Source organism: Pyrolobus fumarii 1A (assembly GCF_000223395.1).
Classification (GTDB): Archaea; Thermoproteota; Thermoprotei_A; order Sulfolobales; family Pyrodictiaceae; genus Pyrolobus; species Pyrolobus fumarii.
In genome coordinates this window covers 710819-727010 of the sequence record NC_015931.1, presented here as the reverse complement: position 1 = coordinate 727010, position 16192 = coordinate 710819, and the positions used below count along the sequence as shown (strand labels likewise).

15 protein-coding genes are annotated in these 16192 nt (G+C 53.3%); 11 read left to right on the top strand and 4 right to left on the bottom strand.

What is annotated here, in order from left to right:
* Positions 1-195: 195 nt before the first annotated feature.
* Positions 196-2097 (top strand): ATP-dependent DNA helicase, encoded by a 1902-nt coding sequence (locus PYRFU_RS03840; protein ID WP_014026326.1) that lies wholly within the window; start codon positions 196-198, stop codon positions 2095-2097.
* A gap of 44 nt (positions 2098-2141) precedes the next feature.
* Entirely contained in the window at positions 2142-5486 is a 3345-nt protein-coding gene (locus PYRFU_RS03835; RefSeq protein ID WP_014026325.1) for a C25 family cysteine peptidase, read from the top strand.
* 187 nt (positions 5487-5673) lie between these two features.
* On the opposite strand, the gene PYRFU_RS03830 is transcribed toward PYRFU_RS03835, so the two are convergent.
* From PYRFU_RS03830 to PYRFU_RS03820, 3 genes are all read right to left on the bottom strand, one after another.
* Positions 5674-6015, bottom strand: a complete 342-nt coding sequence (locus PYRFU_RS03830; RefSeq protein WP_048191538.1) for a nucleotidyltransferase domain-containing protein — start codon at positions 6013-6015, stop codon at positions 5674-5676.
* Positions 5987-6406: a HEPN domain-containing protein gene (locus PYRFU_RS03825; RefSeq protein WP_014026323.1), complete on the bottom strand. Its 420-nt coding sequence runs from the start codon at positions 6404-6406 to the stop codon at positions 5987-5989. Before PYRFU_RS03825 ends, PYRFU_RS03830 begins: the two co-directional genes overlap by 29 nt.
* A gap of 397 nt (positions 6407-6803) precedes the next feature.
* Entirely contained in the window at positions 6804-7511 is a 708-nt protein-coding gene (locus tag PYRFU_RS03820; RefSeq protein WP_014026322.1) for a 7-carboxy-7-deazaguanine synthase QueE, read from the bottom strand.
* Positions 7512-7680: 169 nt separating this feature from the next.
* On the opposite strand from PYRFU_RS03820, the gene PYRFU_RS03815 reads away from it, so the two are divergent.
* Entirely contained in the window at positions 7681-7941 is a 261-nt protein-coding gene (locus tag PYRFU_RS03815; protein WP_048191536.1) for a hypothetical protein, read from the top strand.
* 66 nt (positions 7942-8007) lie between these two features.
* Positions 8008-8514 (top strand): NUDIX hydrolase, encoded by a 507-nt coding sequence (locus tag PYRFU_RS03810; protein WP_014026320.1) that lies wholly within the window; start codon positions 8008-8010, stop codon positions 8512-8514.
* Positions 8515-8555: 41 nt separating this feature from the next.
* On the opposite strand, the gene PYRFU_RS03805 is transcribed toward PYRFU_RS03810, so the two are convergent.
* Entirely contained in the window at positions 8556-9083 is a 528-nt protein-coding gene (locus tag PYRFU_RS03805; RefSeq protein ID WP_014026319.1) for a hypothetical protein, read from the bottom strand.
* 636 nt (positions 9084-9719) lie between these two features.
* Between PYRFU_RS03805 and PYRFU_RS03800 the strand changes: the two genes are divergently transcribed.
* The 7 genes from PYRFU_RS03800 to PYRFU_RS03770 all read left to right on the top strand — a co-directional run bounded on the left by PYRFU_RS03800 (position 9720) and on the right by PYRFU_RS03770 (position 16092).
* Positions 9720-10694 carry a GNAT family N-acetyltransferase gene (locus tag PYRFU_RS03800; RefSeq protein WP_014026318.1) on the top strand — a complete coding sequence of 325 codons (975 nt, stop codon included), beginning with the start codon at positions 9720-9722 and terminating at the stop codon, positions 10692-10694.
* 146 nt (positions 10695-10840) lie between these two features.
* Complete coding sequence (locus tag PYRFU_RS03795; RefSeq protein ID WP_048192371.1) at positions 10841-11416, top strand: KH domain-containing protein; 576 nt, start codon at positions 10841-10843, stop codon at positions 11414-11416.
* 17 nt (positions 11417-11433) lie between these two features.
* Positions 11434-11919 carry a PaREP1 family protein gene (locus PYRFU_RS03790; protein WP_014026316.1) on the top strand — a complete coding sequence of 162 codons (486 nt, stop codon included), beginning with the start codon at positions 11434-11436 and terminating at the stop codon, positions 11917-11919.
* A 36-nt stretch (positions 11920-11955) separates the two neighbouring features.
* Positions 11956-12897: an ArsA family ATPase gene (locus tag PYRFU_RS03785; RefSeq protein ID WP_014026315.1), complete on the top strand. Its 942-nt coding sequence runs from the start codon at positions 11956-11958 to the stop codon at positions 12895-12897.
* Positions 12898-13012: 115 nt separating this feature from the next.
* Positions 13013-13441, top strand: a complete 429-nt coding sequence (locus PYRFU_RS09880; RefSeq protein ID WP_052296928.1) for an archaellin/type IV pilin N-terminal domain-containing protein — start codon at positions 13013-13015, stop codon at positions 13439-13441.
* A gap of 405 nt (positions 13442-13846) precedes the next feature.
* Positions 13847-14902: a hydroxymethylglutaryl-CoA synthase gene (locus PYRFU_RS03775; protein ID WP_014026313.1), complete on the top strand. Its 1056-nt coding sequence runs from the start codon at positions 13847-13849 to the stop codon at positions 14900-14902.
* A gap of 38 nt (positions 14903-14940) precedes the next feature.
* On the top strand, positions 14941-16092 hold the full coding sequence (locus PYRFU_RS03770; protein ID WP_014026312.1) for a thiolase family protein: 1152 nt from the start codon (positions 14941-14943) through the stop codon (positions 16090-16092).
* The last annotated feature ends 100 nt before the right edge of the window (positions 16093-16192 follow it).

Sequence of the window (16192 nt, the reverse complement as noted above, 5' to 3'; positions counted from 1 at the left end):
GCTCGCGACCCGGCAACCCCTCATCACGGGTCAGCTCAACGAGGTGTCGTCACGGCCCAGGATTCGAATCTCGTGTTCTCGCGGCCCTAAACACTGTCGTGCATTAGCGGGTCGGTGTCTACAGCCTGTCGTCCGTACCGCTTACCGGGGGCCGAGGCTAGCCTGTAGGCTTGGCTAGAAGTAAGGGGAGGGGTAGTGAGCAACGCTGGCAAGCAAGAGAACGTGAGGTTCCCGTATGATAGGTTCCGCCGAGGGCAGCGCGAGGTAGCCGAGGTTGTAAAGAGGGTTGTTGAGAGGGGCGAGGTTCTACTGCTGAGGGCGCCGACGGGCTTCGGCAAGACGGCTGCAGTGATATACGGGCTGCTCCTGGCTGGGGTAGAGCGCGTGTTGTATCTTGTGAGGACGCGTAACGAGATAGAGCCGGTGCTTCGCGAGTTAAGCCGCTTCGGTGTCGACTACGTCTTCCTCTATAGTGCTAGGAGGATGTGCCCTCTGCTGCGCGGGGAGCGTGGCGAGGCGCCGCCTCCCGACGAGTTCTGGGAGAATTGCCGCTTGGCCCGCTTGAAGGGCGTCTGCCCCTACTACGAGAACCTAGTCCAGATGGGTGATGTGAAAGGCCCTGTAATCAACGCGGTTAGGAGGGTCGCTCCTAGCCCGTATGCCGCTGTACGGGAGTTAGAGAAGCTGGGACTATGTCCATTCTTCGCGCTCAAGATGCTAGTGGATGATGTGAAATTCATAGTAGCGACGTACCCTTATGTCTTCAAGCGTGACATCTTCGAGTCTGTGTTCGAGCCGCACGAGTACAGCGACTATGTCATCGTCGTGGATGAGGCGCATGCATTGATGGACGTTAGCTCGATACTGGAGGAGAGGCTGCGGAGGCGCGACGTGGAGGCATTCGCCGCCGAGGTTGAGAGGTATGCACCGGACTCCGAGTGGGGAAGGACGGTCGCTGCCAGACTCCGCAGTATACTAGCTAAGCTGAAACCGCCCCCCGAGGGCCGCCTACGCCGCATAAACAAGACCATCGTTCTCCGTGCCGTTGAGGATCCTGGTGCATTAGCAGACCTAGCTGCCGAGATTCGACTCGAGAAGTTCAGGGAAGCACTTGGCGGGGGTGCGTCGAGTGCAGCACGCATACGTGTCGCGGCGACGAGGGTTGCCGTCTTCGCGTCTCTAGTGTCTCTCGAGGGTGTAGAGGTGTTCGTCACTAGGGGTAAGAGTGGCGAGGCAGAACTAGTAGCGCTGCCCGTAGACCACTGTGTTGTGACCAGAGAACCGTTGATGAACGCAAAGGCTGTGATACTGATGAGCGGGACGCTGCCACCCGAGAGGTTCATCAGGGACGTTCTTTGCGTCGAGAGGCGTAGCGTAAGTATAGACACCGAGCTGCTCTACGGATCCAACATATCCGGCAAGTACTACACGATTGTGACGCTCGAGTTGACGTCACGCTACGGGGAACGCAGCGGCGAGATGTACAATATGTACGCCTCGTACGTGAAGACGCTGGCGGAGGAACTGAGGGGCGCCATACTAGTAGTCTATCCGAGCTACGAGTTCATGAAAGAGATTGTATCGAGGCTCTCTAGTAACGTGGTGATGGTTAGCGAAGAGAGGGATACAAACATTGATGCTTTGAGAAAGGAGGTGGAGAAACTCCTAGAGAAGCATAGAGTGGTGGTAGTGAATGCTGTGGCTGGAGGGAAACTCGTGGAAGGAGTAGAGTTGACCCGTGACGGTAGGAGTTTGATAAGCGCTGTTATGCTGGCTGGCGTCCCGTACCCGCAACCCGATGACTACACAAAGGCTGTTATAGAGAAGCTTGCAGAGAAGGTTGGTCCGGTTCAGGCCAGTTACTACGTATACACTGTCACGGCTTACGTGAAGGCCAGGCAGGCGCTGGGTAGAGCAATACGTAGCGACGAGGATCGCGCAATATACATTCTCGGGGACCGTAGGTACCTCAATCCTCGTATCCGCGAGCTACTCAGGTTGAAATACCACAGGGTTGTCAAAAGCATAGAAGAGTTACGTGAAGCTCTGCGCGTGGCCGTTAGGAGATTGTGGGATACGAGTGTGCACATCCAGTAACGCTGTTATACAAGTTACAGAGCCCCTCCGATATGGATGAAAGTATGTCTGGTCATCGTAGAGTACTAGCTGCTATTATTACGCTCGTAGTGTTGCTCGCAGTAACGCCGATATTAGCTGCAGCCTCGAGCCCCGCGGAGACCCTAGCGTCGCTTGGCGTAGCAATGCCGAACCCCGTGGTCCCGCGCGACTCGACCCTTCTGTACGAGAAGACTATCTACATAGGACTCAATGTCGATGAAGATGGTAACTGGAGTAAGCTAGAGCTACACGCGAGCACAGGCAAGGTAGTGTATGTCGGGTTGCCTGGAGGCCCGAGACTCCCAGCGATACACATGGTGTTCGAGTTACCACTGGACACGCGCCCGGTAGTAGTCGTCGAGCCGTTATCAATCCAAGAGCTTAAGCTGGTTAAGCCCGTCGAGCCTATGCCTTCTCCCCTGCGCCTCGATACGGACAAGCCTCTGGTACGTGGCACTGTAGAGAGCTTCTATGAGCGAGTGACACCAGGAGTCTACTACACGTACTTCGCATTGAAACTCAACGGCAAGAAGGTACTACACATCTACATATACCCGGTTCAACATCACGATGGTAAGGTAGTATACACGTCGATGCTGCGCGTCAAGGTGTACGCCGAGAAGGTAGAGATGCAGAGTGAGAGTAGTACTTCGCCAGTCCTGCTCGTAATCGCCCCTACCATGGAAATTGCGAAGCTGGTAGCCGAGCTGGAGAAGAGCGTCCATCCAAACGTTAAGGTGGTGGCTGCAAGCCTCGAGAACGTGACAAAGGCGCCACCTCTATTCCCGCAGATACCGCTACCCGGCATACTAATGCCAGTGTACCCGCCGCCACCAGAGATCATGCAATACTATAATTTCACTCTGGCTGCCCAGGTAAGGGGCTTCATCGCGCTTGCGAAGCAGGCATACGGAGTAACCCATGTGCTCATAGTGGGCTCCGCGTCCGAAATACCGCCGAGCTACTACTACCTCAGCATCATAGAATACTTCTTCGTAGACCCGTACAACGGGTGGATACCAACCGACTACCTCTATGCTGATCTCGACCTCGACTTCAACCCAGATGTCTACGTCGGGAGGCTGCCGTTTAGCAACCCATACCTAATCCAGATGTACTTCGAGAAGGTAAAGCTGTACGAGGAGTACCAGCGGAGCCCCACCATACTCGTCATAGGAGGATACCCGTTCGCTATGGCGCCACCCGTAGGAGAGGCTGGCATCTCGACATACAGCGTAAAGCTAGGCATCTTCAGAAACCTAGAGCCTCAGTTCATGACTAGGGTTCTCGGCAACTACACTAGAGAGAACTTCCGTAGCCTCTTCCTCGAGAAGGAGCAGCCAGCATGGATAACAGTGATTGCGCATGGCAGTGGCAACTCATGGGCAGACCTAGTGTACAATGAGACTGTGAATATGATAACTTGGGAGGAGTTAGTGAACGCAACCGACCTGCTAGAGAAGAGCGCTAAGAGGACAAAGATAGGTGTGGTAACGAGCGTTGCCTGTATGAATGGCGCATGGGACTTCGACCTAGTCCCGTCGCCATGGTTTAGCCCGCCGAGTGTAGGGTGGGCTATCGCAGCTGGATGGGGTGGAGTAGCATACGTTGGTCACGCAAGGTCCGCCTTCGAGTGGTTCAAGATCCCAATATTCGCCGTAAAGAATGGTCTGGTGAGTGCAAACATAGGTGGCGCTATACTCCTCCACGGTTACCTGGCTAAGGCGTGGGCCTCGGGAGCTAGGACGCTAGGCGAGGCTGTCTGGAAGGGAACAGTCCTCTACCTCAATGATACGCTATCGCAGCTATATCCGGAGCTCAGTATGGGTGGTATGACAGTGACCCTTGGTCATACAACAGTGCTCCAGTTGACGCTTCTGGGCGACCCGCTACTATCACTGCCAGCGCCGCTACCAGAGCCCAAGCCGGCGCCAAATGTTACGCTGTCAAGGTTCTTCAAGTTATTTGACGCCTCCGTGCTATACATGCCACTTTACGTCGAGGGCAAGATGCCGATTTACAAGCCTGGTTACACAGAGAGCCTTGTCGTCGCGGGCGACGGTGTCAAGCTTGCATCTGTGGCTGTCGAGCGTAACTTCGGCATCCAGCTTACGGCTCTGAAGCCAATTACGATAGCGAAGCCAGGCGAGCAAGTAAAACTTGGAGGCAAGCTGACCGGCAACATGCTGGTAGGTGTTGTGCACAAGTCCGGCTATGTGCTCATGACGGCATCCGCTCTAGGCCTATATGCCCACCACGAGGATGGCAGGCTGAATGTTAAGGTATGGGCTGCCCAGCTACTTACTATGCCAGCGACACCCGTCGAGGTGTACATAGATGGCGACCTGGTTGTAACCTCGTTGAACGATAGTATAGAGTTCAGTGTGAGCTATGACAAGCCGGGCGTCCATGTAGTATACGTGATGCCCAGGCTGCCGTCGCCGATAGTAATGTACTACCCGAGCCTCGCAAACAACTATCTCGAGCTAATCCAGGAGCTATTCACGGAGAGGATCGCAGTTAGACTAGCTAAGCCGTTGAAGATAAGCATTGGCGCTGTTCTCGTCAACGCTAAGGATACTGTAGTTGTCCCGGTGCAAGTCTCGCTAGATGATAAGCCGGTTGATGCAGAACTAGACGTGAGCGTCGAAGGACCGGTCAAGCCTACTGTGCATGTAGAGCGTCTAGGGAAAGGAGCGTACCTAGTCAAACTCGCTGGTGTAGAACCCGGGACATACACCATTACCGTGAGGGCAGTGTATAAAGGCGAGTATGTGGCTGGCGAGGGCATCACTATACAAAGCGTCACTGTTGACAAGCTAGCTGCGAGTGTCGCAACGGAGCTTGAAAACAAGCTGAACAACAAGCTGAGCGAGATAGAGACTCGTGTAGAGCAGAAACTAGAGGCGGTGGCAAACGAGATATCTGGAAGGATTGCAGAGAGCCAGGATGCGATCATCACCGCGCTGAACGAGGTACAGGCGAAACTCGCCAGTAGTATAAGCAGTGTCAGCGAGACTGTCAAGAAGGTAGGAGAGAAGCTAGCAAGCGAGATAGAAACGGCACGAGCACACATTGAGAAGTATGTAGAGGATAGCATCGGCAAAGCTGTGGCGGATGTCAAGGGTAGTATATCGGCTATGGAGGAGCGAGTCACCGGCAAAATAGACCAGGTTATAGACAAGACGTCAAAGATCGAAGCCGATGTAAACTACTTGAAGAGTGAGGTGACAAACGTGAAGGGCAGACTCAGTAAAGTAGAGGACACATTGACTACACAAACGTCGATGCTCCAAGCTATAATAGGCGTAACTGGCGCGACTCTGGCCGCGTCCGTAGCGTTACACCTACGCCGTCATCAATCATGACGCCTAGAATGCTAATTGTATGTAGGCATGATAGATATCCGCCGTTAATCGCACATTTTTTTTTTTTGAATAAATTGATGCGTTCGTGGCGTGCTCCATGGCGTGGATGTCCTCATTTTACCCCTATATGCTCTATACGATCCATGGATAGACTTTTACGTCCCTCTATTGACGTTTAGAGCGCCTCCTAAGAGGAACGTGTATCTACATTACGTGCATTATGAGGATTGTGAAGATCTATGCTGTTCTTGAGCATCTTCTTCACTATCGGATCGGATAACTCGCTTTCCTCGAGTACTATGAGGTCTAGGTTTAGCCCTCTAGGCTTGAGTCTCCTCAGCTCCTCTATTAGCGTGAGCTTATCGTGTACCCTGGGTAGCACGACCACGAGATCAAAATCGCTGTAGGGTAGTTGGGTGCCTCGTGCACGAGAGCCTATAAGTATCACCCTTGCGTGAGGGTAGTTGTCAAGGATTCTCTTCACGTACTCCATTAGAAGCTTATCCTGTCTCCTTAGTCTCTCCGCCATCGCTTTGAGCAGCTTGGCTCTCAACCCACTCGATGAGTATTCTTGCATATCTAACGCACCTCTTGGCGAGCCCCTTGTTATACGTTACCGGCTTTCTACCCGGGTATCTAGCCAGTGTATAGTGGGGTGTAAGTGCATCTGCATATACGTATAGCTCTTCGGGCACGTTGAAACCGAGGTCACGTAGAGCCTCGAGAAGCTCAACAAGGTCGTGTGTGAATGGATGGACACCCGCAACAGCAGTTATCAACGCCTTAAGGTACAACTCGGCAGCTTGTTGAGCCTCAAAGCATGCAAGCCAATAGTGACCCGCCTCTATATGCCTCTCAGCATCCTCAACGAAAACCCTAGCCTTCTCAACCCACTCTTCAGGAAGCTTATATCGCGGCATAAGAGCACTCCCGGTAACCATGGAGGCGCCTAGCGGATCAAGCCACTTACGGTAAGCTTACACCCAGTAGCTTAGGAGACTGGGCTCTTTAGCTCCCGCTGATAGGGGGTGGGCAACTCGGGCGAGAAGACATAATCTACTGGTATGCTTTCAAGGTGTGTATAGCATGTAGACTCTCTGGTGGCCTCAATGGTCACTGTAAGAGCTAAGAGCCGCAAATCTATGATAATCTCGCTAGGCGTTATAGGGTCTTAACCATTGTAAGTGTCCTCCCGCGAAGAGAACCAGAGTGGGAATAATGATTTAATCGCTAGCTTTATACGACTTCTATTGCCGGAGGTAATGGTTAGCATCTGTCAGCATCAACAGTTCTAGGTTTGCTTGTTTATGACTAGCGTCACTTTATGCGCGCCAAGTGCTGCAATCTAGGCGTGACGTTATATCCGCGTCTTATAGCGTGACCTGCTAGTAGTGGCAATAGCCTGGTCTGCTCCTCGATAGACGTTGACAGGGGCATTAGCCATACATCCTGGGGATTGATACCATGCCTGTCTACAAACTCGTCAACCTCGATGAGATCGTCTCTGGAGCCAATTACGAACTTCCAGTATACCGGTAGGAACTTCTCATGGTATAAGCGTAACCATTCCTGTGCAACGCGTGTCGATAAGGGTTTGTTTGTGCCTCCATAGTTGCTGTTGCTCAGTTTTGGCGAGATAACTGCATGGTCTAGCATATAGGCTAGCGGGCCCGGCGGTATAGTCCCATTAGTCTCGATGCTAGCCTCTATATGTACACCCCTGGAGCCCAGCTCCTCGAGGAGAGTGACTAGACACTCGCGTTGTAAAAGTGGCTCGCCGCCCGTGAACACCAGGAGACGTACGCCGGTCGTATTAACAATCTTCTCGACGTGGTGTACGAGTTCGTCAACAGATGTTTGTCTACCCGCGCTCCATGCATACTTCGTGTCGCACCAGGGGCATCTTAGGTTGCAACCAGCGAGACGCACGAACAAAGCTGGCGTGCCTATCCGCGGCCCCTCACCCTGCAGGCTAACGAAAACCTCGGAGATGACACACTTGATGCTACCCACCCCAGCGGCCAAGAGACTAGAAACAGTGTCTATGCTTTACCGGACGAAGCGCTGCACCATGTGTTACTATGAGTATCTCTGGAACGCTGTAGCGCGGTGAGTGTTGGGTGACACTGGGGGGATACGGCGCCGAGGGGATTCCTCCCGCCCTCAACCCAATATGAGTGCATGGTGCGTGCGCGTGGCGGAGGTTCTACGCGATCTCGCTACGGAGTATAGGCTCGCCATCCGCTATGCGATGGAGGTGCTCTCGGAGATAGAGGCCGTACTCCTAGCAGAGGATAGGCCCGCCCTCCGCGCCCTAGTGACTAGTATGCGTGGGGAGCTGGACGCTCACATGGCATTATCCTATCTAATCGAGGAGGCGGCTCAGGGAGAGACATCTGAGGCGAGGGCCGCGCTACCCGAGCCCCCCGAGGAGCCCATACTCGAGCCTGCATGACCTAGTCTCCTTATTTTAATAAGAGGTTCCTGTGCCTCTTGTAAACGGGGCTATGAGGCTCGGGGGGTGGATGCAGAAGAGGAAAGGCTGAGGCCCCTTAACCTATGGGGGCCGGTGCTGCGAGCCCTGCGGGCCCGGAGCCCCATACTCGCCTCATCTATACTGCTGCTCAACAATGGAAAGGTGCTTCTCGTTAAACGTGCATCCGAGCCGTATCGTGGCTACTGGAGCTTACCAGGCGGCCGCGTGGAACACGGGGAGGACACTCTATCCGCAGCTCTCCGCGAGCTCCGCGAGGAAACCGGTATAGCCGACGTTAAGGTTGACGGTATCGCTGGCATAGCAGAGGTGATGTGCACAAACTACCACTTCCTGATTATAGTATTCTGGGGTAGAAGCTCAAGTCAGCCTCGCGCCTCGAGCGATGCAGAAGATGCACGCTGGTTTGGGTGGGGCGAGCTCACAAGGCTAAAGCTTACACCCTCAACAAGAACGTTTCTGGAAGCCTGGGAGCCAGGCATAAAGCTGAGAATAATCTGTAGGTGTGGTGAATGCATACTTGAAAAGATATAAAAAAATATAAAACGAGACATAGCTGAGCAGAGGTCTAACTACTAGGTCTTGAGCGCCCTTAGTATCTTAACACGGATGGTCAGTGGCTTGTCTGGTGCATATTCGTCAACAGTTACATTTACACGAGCGTTCGGATCCTTCTTGCGCAGATAAGCGCGTATGATTGCGGCTACCAGCAACGCTTCTGGGCTGAGAGTATACTTGACGCCAAGCTTGGCAAGAAACTTTGGTATCTCGCGAAACACGCTATCGTAAACCTTGATGATGTACTCCTCGCCTACACTCTGTGTCTCGGGTTTTACCACTTCAACGTGTTTCGCTATACCTAGCTCGCGAAGAGCATTTGATATTGCATCCGCGGGATCCGTCTCAGCTGTAATGCTCACCCCAGTCTCTTCAAGCATATGGACAAGCTCGTCGCCGAGATTGGTTATGAGTAGTTGTGTCATCGCACCCGAGCTGCTGCCAAGCGTCTTGTGTAGAGCGTATTGATATGCAGCAATAATCACATTAACTAGGCGCAGTTGTACAGTTTCCTTTCCGCTTATACCGCTCATTGCTTCGCCCAATCCCAACCCCTTAGGCCCGTGCATATCCTGGCCGGACCCCATCCCGTTAAAACCAGTACCATTGGTATTGAGCTCATAAACCTACAACAAATATACCATTGATACTCATACAACATGTGTAATCGTATACGAATGGTTAAAATGCTATACGTATCTCTATGTATAGCGTGCAAACAAACATCATGTGCATAATGATTATATTCGCGTTGAAAACCAGATTGACGTGCATCATGTACTGTAAAAGTATGGGTAGAGTATGTGAAAACGAATTCGAAGATTATGAGCAATTTGTGAATAAAGGGTGGGATGCATATCGGAATATATCAGTTTATAGTTGTATAGTTCAATATGCATAGTATGTGCCTTAGCATATGTTATACTTGGTCTCGCCGGTGTTATGTAGCGATAACGACGTGTTATTGAGATAGAATTGAACTGTGGTGGTATAGGTTGGGGTGTGTAGCTTAGTTGAGGTAGGTTTAGCTCAAGATAGTTAACCCTGGCGAAACATCGCATACCAGCTGGGTGATGAGAAACTCCGGTTACCTAAGCCCAAACTATGGGCGATGTGGACTTCAGCGGCGGCTGACCATCATATTGTAAACTGGTGCTGAATCCTAGCCAGGCTGACGAGTGATGAGGGAATCCGCGCTGAGACTAAGGATAGAGGAAGTCGACCGTAGGCTTTTGGTTGAGGATGAGGGGCTCCTCGAGTCTATCTATGCTGTTCTTGCTGTTGCGCACTACAGGAACTCTCCCAACGACCTACAGCTTATCATTGAGGCGCCTGGTCACCGTCTGCTAGTAGCTTTTGTCGATGATGCTGTCGGTGGCGCGTTGGACGCGGTTCTCGAGCCTAGAGAGGGGAGCAGAGGGCGCGGAGTCATACCCGATGTGTTTGTGAGGATGGGTTGGGGCGACCCTGGCCCCGGCTACCGTGTTGTTAGGATCGCGGTGGCGCCTTGTATACAGAGGCGTGGTGTCGGCAGTGCTATGCTCCGAGAGCTAGAGCGTATCGCGGCCAGCGAGGGTGTTGAGTGGGTTGGCGCCAGTTTCGGGCATTATGAGCCCTTAGCCTTCTGGCTAAGGAATGGGTACATCCCGGTTCACGTCTCGCCCAGGTTCAACCCGGCAACCGGCGAGAAGAACATCGTCGTGATCAAGCCGCTTGGCGAGAAAGCCGCTAGGCTGGTTGGCGTAGCATCTTGTAGTCTCTTGCGTCGCTTGGTGTACAGTGGTTCTAGCGTGTTTCGGGATATGCCGGCTGAGATAGTGGCGCTTCTCTTGAAGGGTATCCCGAGTGGCTGCGAGGCTCCAAACTTGTCTAGCGAGCAGCTAGGGAGGCTCCAGTTGTTCCTGCATGGTAAACTAGCCTACGAGAGTGTGCATGATGTGCTGCTCCTCGGGCTGCACATACTGCACTCGATGGGCGCCTATCACGAGCTTAGCGAGAAAGAGATTGTGCTGCTGGTGTTGCTAGTGGTGCAGGGTAAGCCCATCTACGAGGCCGAGAGGCTGTTAGGCCTGGCACGCGGCGAGGCCGAGGATATACTGAGGCGTGTCTACAGCCTGTTGGCTCAGCCTTCGGGAGATCGCCTCAACCCCGTCTAGGGTCGGCGAATCCTGGCCCACATCACCGCCGTTACGTTTCAATAGGATAGGCGGGTATTAGACACCCTGGTTGCAACCTTCCCATTTTCTCGGGCGGGGTGTAACAGTTGACCGGTGAGCAGCGTTTCAAAGATGCCCACTCCGCGATGCCCCTCCTAAGGCTCTATGAGAGGGTGCCCCTCGACCGTATCGGAGTGCTGATCGGCGAGTGTGGTAAGGTTAAGGAGGAGGTGATGAAGAGGACGCGGACGAGGATAACGGTCGATAGCAAGAATGGTACCGTGATTATTGAGCCGGAGTCGCCGGATGTCCCGCCATACATGGTGATGAAAGCACGCGAGTTTGTCCGCGCCGTAGCTTACGGCTTTAGCCCGGAGCGCGCAATGAGGGTGCTGGACGAGGACCAGGTGCTGATAGTCATTGACTTAAAGCAGTATGTTGGTGACGCGCCGAACCACCTGCAGAGGATAAAGGGGCGCATCATAGGCGAGCAGGGCAGGGCGAGGCGCACAATAGAGGAGATGACCGGCACCTACATATCGGTATATGACAGCTACGTGGCTATAATAGGCGACTATGAGTCGGCTCAGGCTGCCCGCGAGGCAATAGAGATGCTCATTGAGGGACGCCAACATAGCACGGTATACAGGTTCCTTGAGCGTGAGATGTGGAAGCTTAAGCGCAGCAGGATGACGCAACTATGGTACAAGGAGCCTATCTAGTCTAGGGGCGACTGGGATTGACCACACCTATTGTCCTATCTCGTTCACTCCTAGATCGCATCCTACGGGAGGCCGAGAAGCACGGTGTCACTCCCGACGAGTATCTAGCTGAACTCCTAGTCTCGAGCCAAGATCCGGATGAAAGGGCCCGCGAGTACATTGAGGCTGCCTATCTGCTTCTCCAGGAGGCCCGAGAGGAAGCTGAAAAGGGTAACGTGAGGCAAGCTGCCGAGAAGATATGGGGTGCTGCTGCGCTCGCAATCAAAGCTTATGCGTGGCATAGAGAGAGGAAAAGGTTGAGTAGTCATGGTGAGCTATGGGAGTATGCAAGGAGGTTAAAGAGGGAGTTTGGAAGCTGGGTGTACAATGCCTGGATGAGTGCTAACGGTACGTACATCTGCTTCTATGAGGGATGGTGCAACGCCGAGGATGTGAAAGAGGCGCTGGTGCAGGTAGAGAAGCTCGTAGAGAGGGTGCGGGCGCTCATCGAAGGTAAAGGGTAGGGTTGTCCCCTCCCAGGCTAGGGTGGAGCACGGGGGATGGGGAGTACACTAGAGGCTGAGGCGGGTGCTGAGAGTCCGGCGCACCGACCCCTCCTGGTAAGCCTCTGGGGGAAGGGCGGGGTCGGAAAGTCGACCCTCGCGGCCGCCCTTGCCATCTCGCTTCGTAAGCGCGGCTTGAATGTCGGGCTGATATCCACGGACATCTTCCCAAGCATAATCGATGTGCTGGGCACTGGCAAGCCTGGTGAGTGGTTCGAGGCTTGCGGGGTGCAGGTGCTAGCCGTATCTAAGGAACTCGCGTCTCGCATGTGGAGAGAGCGGTTCGGCGACGAGATATACAAGGTCTTTAGTCTACTCTTCGATGTCGACAAGGAGACGCTCCTGTCCTACCTGGAGGAGGCTCCCTGGATACTAGAACAAGTGTACCTCATGATGGTCGTTGAGGGGTTGAAGAGGTTTGACGCAGTAGTATGGGATACACCAGGTGCTGGCGGAGGCCTCCTCATGCTAGAGCTCGAGGAGAAACTGTATCGCCACCTGCGCCTCGCGCCAAGGATATACTCGAAACTGCGGATCGGCGGGCACGAACCCATAGACAAGATAATCAAGTCGTGGAGAAAACTCGCAGAGGAAATCCTACAAACGATACACTCTGAGACTCACGTGCCGATAGTGGTTGTCGATGCGTTTGGAGGTGAGTGGCAGGTACGTGAGATTCTCCATGCACTCGAATCCTATAATCTAAAACCAAAAGCGATAATCGTCAACAGGGTAGTCACAGGTGAGGTATGCCAGTCTTGCAAACCATTCAGCATCTTAGCAGGTATAGCTAGTGGGACACTTCAAGTGACAAAGGAGATCGCGATAAGTAGGGGTATGGAGATAAGTACTGTACCCCTGGTAGTGCCTCCTCCCAAAGGCTGTAAAATGCTGGATAAATTATCATCGTTGTTTGGCAATATTAACGTTTTAAGATAAAGTTAGTATACCCCACCATAATTCATCAAGTAGTATTCGTAGCAGGCAATATAACAGATAGTGTTTAATAGTCGAAGTCTAATACAGTCCTTAACAAGGATTGGGTGAAGGTGGCGTGTTCCGCAGTTATAAGGCAATAAGCCCTGTAATCGCAACAATAATCATCATAGCAGTGACTATCGCCATCAGTGTTGCAGTTGCTGGCTGGCTAATGGGCCTATGGACCGGTTACACTGCAAAACCAGCACTAAGAATAATTGACGCTACTCTGTATACAAATGGGACGCTACTTGCAACAGTAATAAACGAGGGTACGGGCGATGCTAACGTCGAGAGTATCACGATAGGTGATGTGAAATGTACATACAGTGACGCTGGTCTTACATCACCTGATCTCGTGAAACCCGGCGAAAGAGCAACACTAAAGTGGACGTGTACAGCGTGGTCCACAGCCGGATTCCAGCCGGGTGGTAGCTACGTCATAACCATCATGACGACTGATGGGTTTAAGTTCACGGGTAACGTGTACGTCAAGCAGGCATAAGAGGGTACATACAATATGGAAGGAGTCTATATAGGCTATGTCCCCAACTTTTTTTATATAACATCTTACCCTCCTATGTTAACCTTTTGCCGCGAGTATCATTTCCCTCTTTTTCTTAGTTTTACGAGACTCTATTCTCATGGTGTTGTGTTAACCTCTTGATGAGGATGTATTTATAACATTGTTTAAATGGTGCGAGATGTTATCATGCTATTCTCATAGTGTAGCCGCTCTTAGTTAACTTATGTTAATTTACTGCTTGTGGAGTCTTGCGAGAAGACTAGTGAAAATAGACTAGTGTCTATAGTGGGTAACGTTGGTGGGCAGACTAGTGTCCTTGGGTTTTTATCCCACTGGTGCAAGTAGAAAGGATGAGGTCTTGTTGCGTGGTGGGGCTGTGGAGCCGTGGCTGAATTGAAGGGCGTTGGCGTCATAGGCTGGGGTGCCTATATCCCGAGGTTTAGGATCCGTGCCGAGGATATCGCTAAGGTCTGGGGTTGGGATCCTTCCGTCCCTAAAGGCTTGGGGTTGAGCGAGAAGAGCGTGGCTTATATCGATGAGGATAGTGTTTCTATGGGTGTTGAGGCGGCTCTTAACGCTGTTCGTAGGGCTGGTGTCGAGCCTTCGAGGATAGGTGCTGTGTTTGTTGGTAGCGAGTCTAAGCCTTATGCGGTGAAGCCGTCTGCGACTATCATTGCTGAGGCGGTGGGTGCGACGCCGCACACCATGGCTTCTGATTTGGAGTTTGCTTGTCGCGCTGCTAGCGAGGGTTTGCGTGCTGCTCTTGGCCTCGTGTCGAGCGGGCAGGTGGAGTATGCGCTTGTGGTTGCGAGTGACACGGCACAGGCTAATCCCGGTGATGTGTTAGAGTTTAGTGCTTCGAGTGGTGCGGCTGCTTTTGTCGTTGGCTCTGCTAGTGATGCCGTGGCGGTGGTCGAGGGGGTCTACACTTATGTGAGTGATACGCCGGACTTCTGGAGGAGGGATGGAAGCAAGTACCCGAGGCATGGGGAGGGGTTCACCGGGGAGCCAGCGTACTTCGCGCATATTGAGGGTGCGGTTAAGGGGCTCATGGAGGAGCTCGGCCTCAAGCCGAGCGACTTTGACTATGTGGTGTTCCACCAGCCTAATGGTAAGTTCCCATTAAAGATAGCTAAGAGGCTCGGCTTCCCACCTGAGAAGGTGAAGACCGGTCTTGTCACACCTCTCATCGGCAACACGTATAACGCGTCTGCGTTGCTCGGTTTTGCTCGTGTGCTTGACCACGCGGAACCCGGTGCGCGTGTATTGGTTGCCCCGTTCGGTAGTGGCGCTGGTAGCGATGCTTACAGCTTCATAGTGACGGAGAGGGTTGTCGAGGCTCGTGAGCGTGCACCGGGAGTCGACGATTATATCGCGTCAAAAGCCTACGTTGATTACGCGCTATACGCGAAGTATAGGGGTCTTATACACAGGATCTGAGGCGAATAGCGCCCGGCGTAACAGTGCGGTGGCGTGCCATGAGGCGTGTTTTCATAGCATCTGTTGGCTTACTAAGGCCGGGTAGGCACTACGACCTTGATTATGTCGAGCTGGTGGACAAAGCTCTTCTTGACGCCGAGAAGCGAGGCGGGCTTTGCACGGAGCCGGAGGCCATAGTGGTTGCTAGCGCGTTCTCCGGTGTGCTTGGCGACCAGTTGGTTCTGGGTGACCATCTGGCGACCTGGTTAGGGTTGACGCCTAGACCTGCTTTCCGTGTAGAGGCTGGCCTAGGGTCTGGTGGTGCGGCTCTAGCACTGGCATATGGTCTTGTGGCGTCTGGTGCGTATCGTAGCGTGTTGCTCGTTGGTGTTGAGAAGCTGGCTGACCACCCGACGTGGGTCCATGGGTGGGTGGATACGCTGGAGATGGATTCGAGAAACGAGGGATACTATGGTATGGGTGTTGCGGCGGCCTATGCGCTGATGGCCAGGTACTATATGGAGACGTATGGAGTGACGCGGCGGCAGCTCAGCCTATGGCCGGTTAGGATGCATGAAAATGCGCGTGGAAACCCGTACGCAGCCCTGAGGAACCCGCTGACGCCGGAGGCTGTCGAGAGGAGCCCGTTGCTAGCAGAGCCTCTACACCAGTTCGATGCTGGGCCGGTCTCCGATGGTGCTGCTGTGGTGCTCCTAGTGGGGGAGGGTGTGGAGGGTTGTGAGAAGCACGTGGAGGTTAAGGGTGTCGAGGCTGCGACGGACTACCAGAGCCTTGGACTCCGCCCGGCTATTGACGAGCTACGCGCGGTGAGGATAGTCGCCGAGAGGCTATACAAGAGGTTCAACCTAACGCCAATAAACATAGACGTTATAGAGTTGCGTGACGTGTACAGCATAACAGGGTTGCTGGCGCTTGAGTCTCTAGGCCTGGTGGAGAAAGGGCACGCTGCACGCGCGCTCGAGGAGGGAAGGTTTGGGGCCAACGATAGGCCGGTAGTGAACCCGAGTGGTGGCACCAAGGCTAGGGGCGAGGTTGGCGGCGCGACAGGTGTCTATCAGATTGTAGAGGCCTACCTACAGCTCATAGGTGAGGGCGTAGGTGTTAACGTGGATAACGCAAGACGTGCACTAGTGGTTGACATCGGAGGCCCCGCGTCTAACGCTACCGCGACACTCCTCGAGAGAGTCTAAGTCGGGGTGTCAGTCTGGAAGCCATTCTATGCGAGAGGCACGTAACGATAGCTAAGTCTCTCGTAATCTTTGTATGTTTTCGTTGTAGCTGATATGTCGG

What these genes read in the sequence shown, in the direction of transcription:
- PYRFU_RS03795 (WP_048192371.1), top strand. Translation starts at nt 10,841, where the DNA reads ATGCCCCTCCTAAGGCTCTATGAGAGGGTGCCCCTCGACCGTATCGGA.
- PYRFU_RS03770 (WP_014026312.1), top strand. Translation starts at nt 14,941, where the DNA reads ATGAGGCGTGTTTTCATAGCATCTGTTGGCTTACTAAGGCCGGGTAGG.
- PYRFU_RS03830 (WP_048191538.1), bottom strand. Translation starts at nt 6,015, where the DNA reads ATGGCGGAGAGACTAAGGAGACAGGATAAGCTTCTAATGGAGTACGTG.
- PYRFU_RS03785 (WP_014026315.1), top strand. Translation starts at nt 11,956, where the DNA reads ATGGGGAGTACACTAGAGGCTGAGGCGGGTGCTGAGAGTCCGGCGCAC.
- PYRFU_RS03835 (WP_014026325.1), top strand. Translation starts at nt 2,142, where the DNA reads ATGTCTGGTCATCGTAGAGTACTAGCTGCTATTATTACGCTCGTAGTG.
- PYRFU_RS03800 (WP_014026318.1), top strand. Translation starts at nt 9,720, where the DNA reads ATGAGGGAATCCGCGCTGAGACTAAGGATAGAGGAAGTCGACCGTAGG.
- PYRFU_RS03825 (WP_014026323.1), bottom strand. Translation starts at nt 6,406, where the DNA reads ATGCCGCGATATAAGCTTCCTGAAGAGTGGGTTGAGAAGGCTAGGGTT.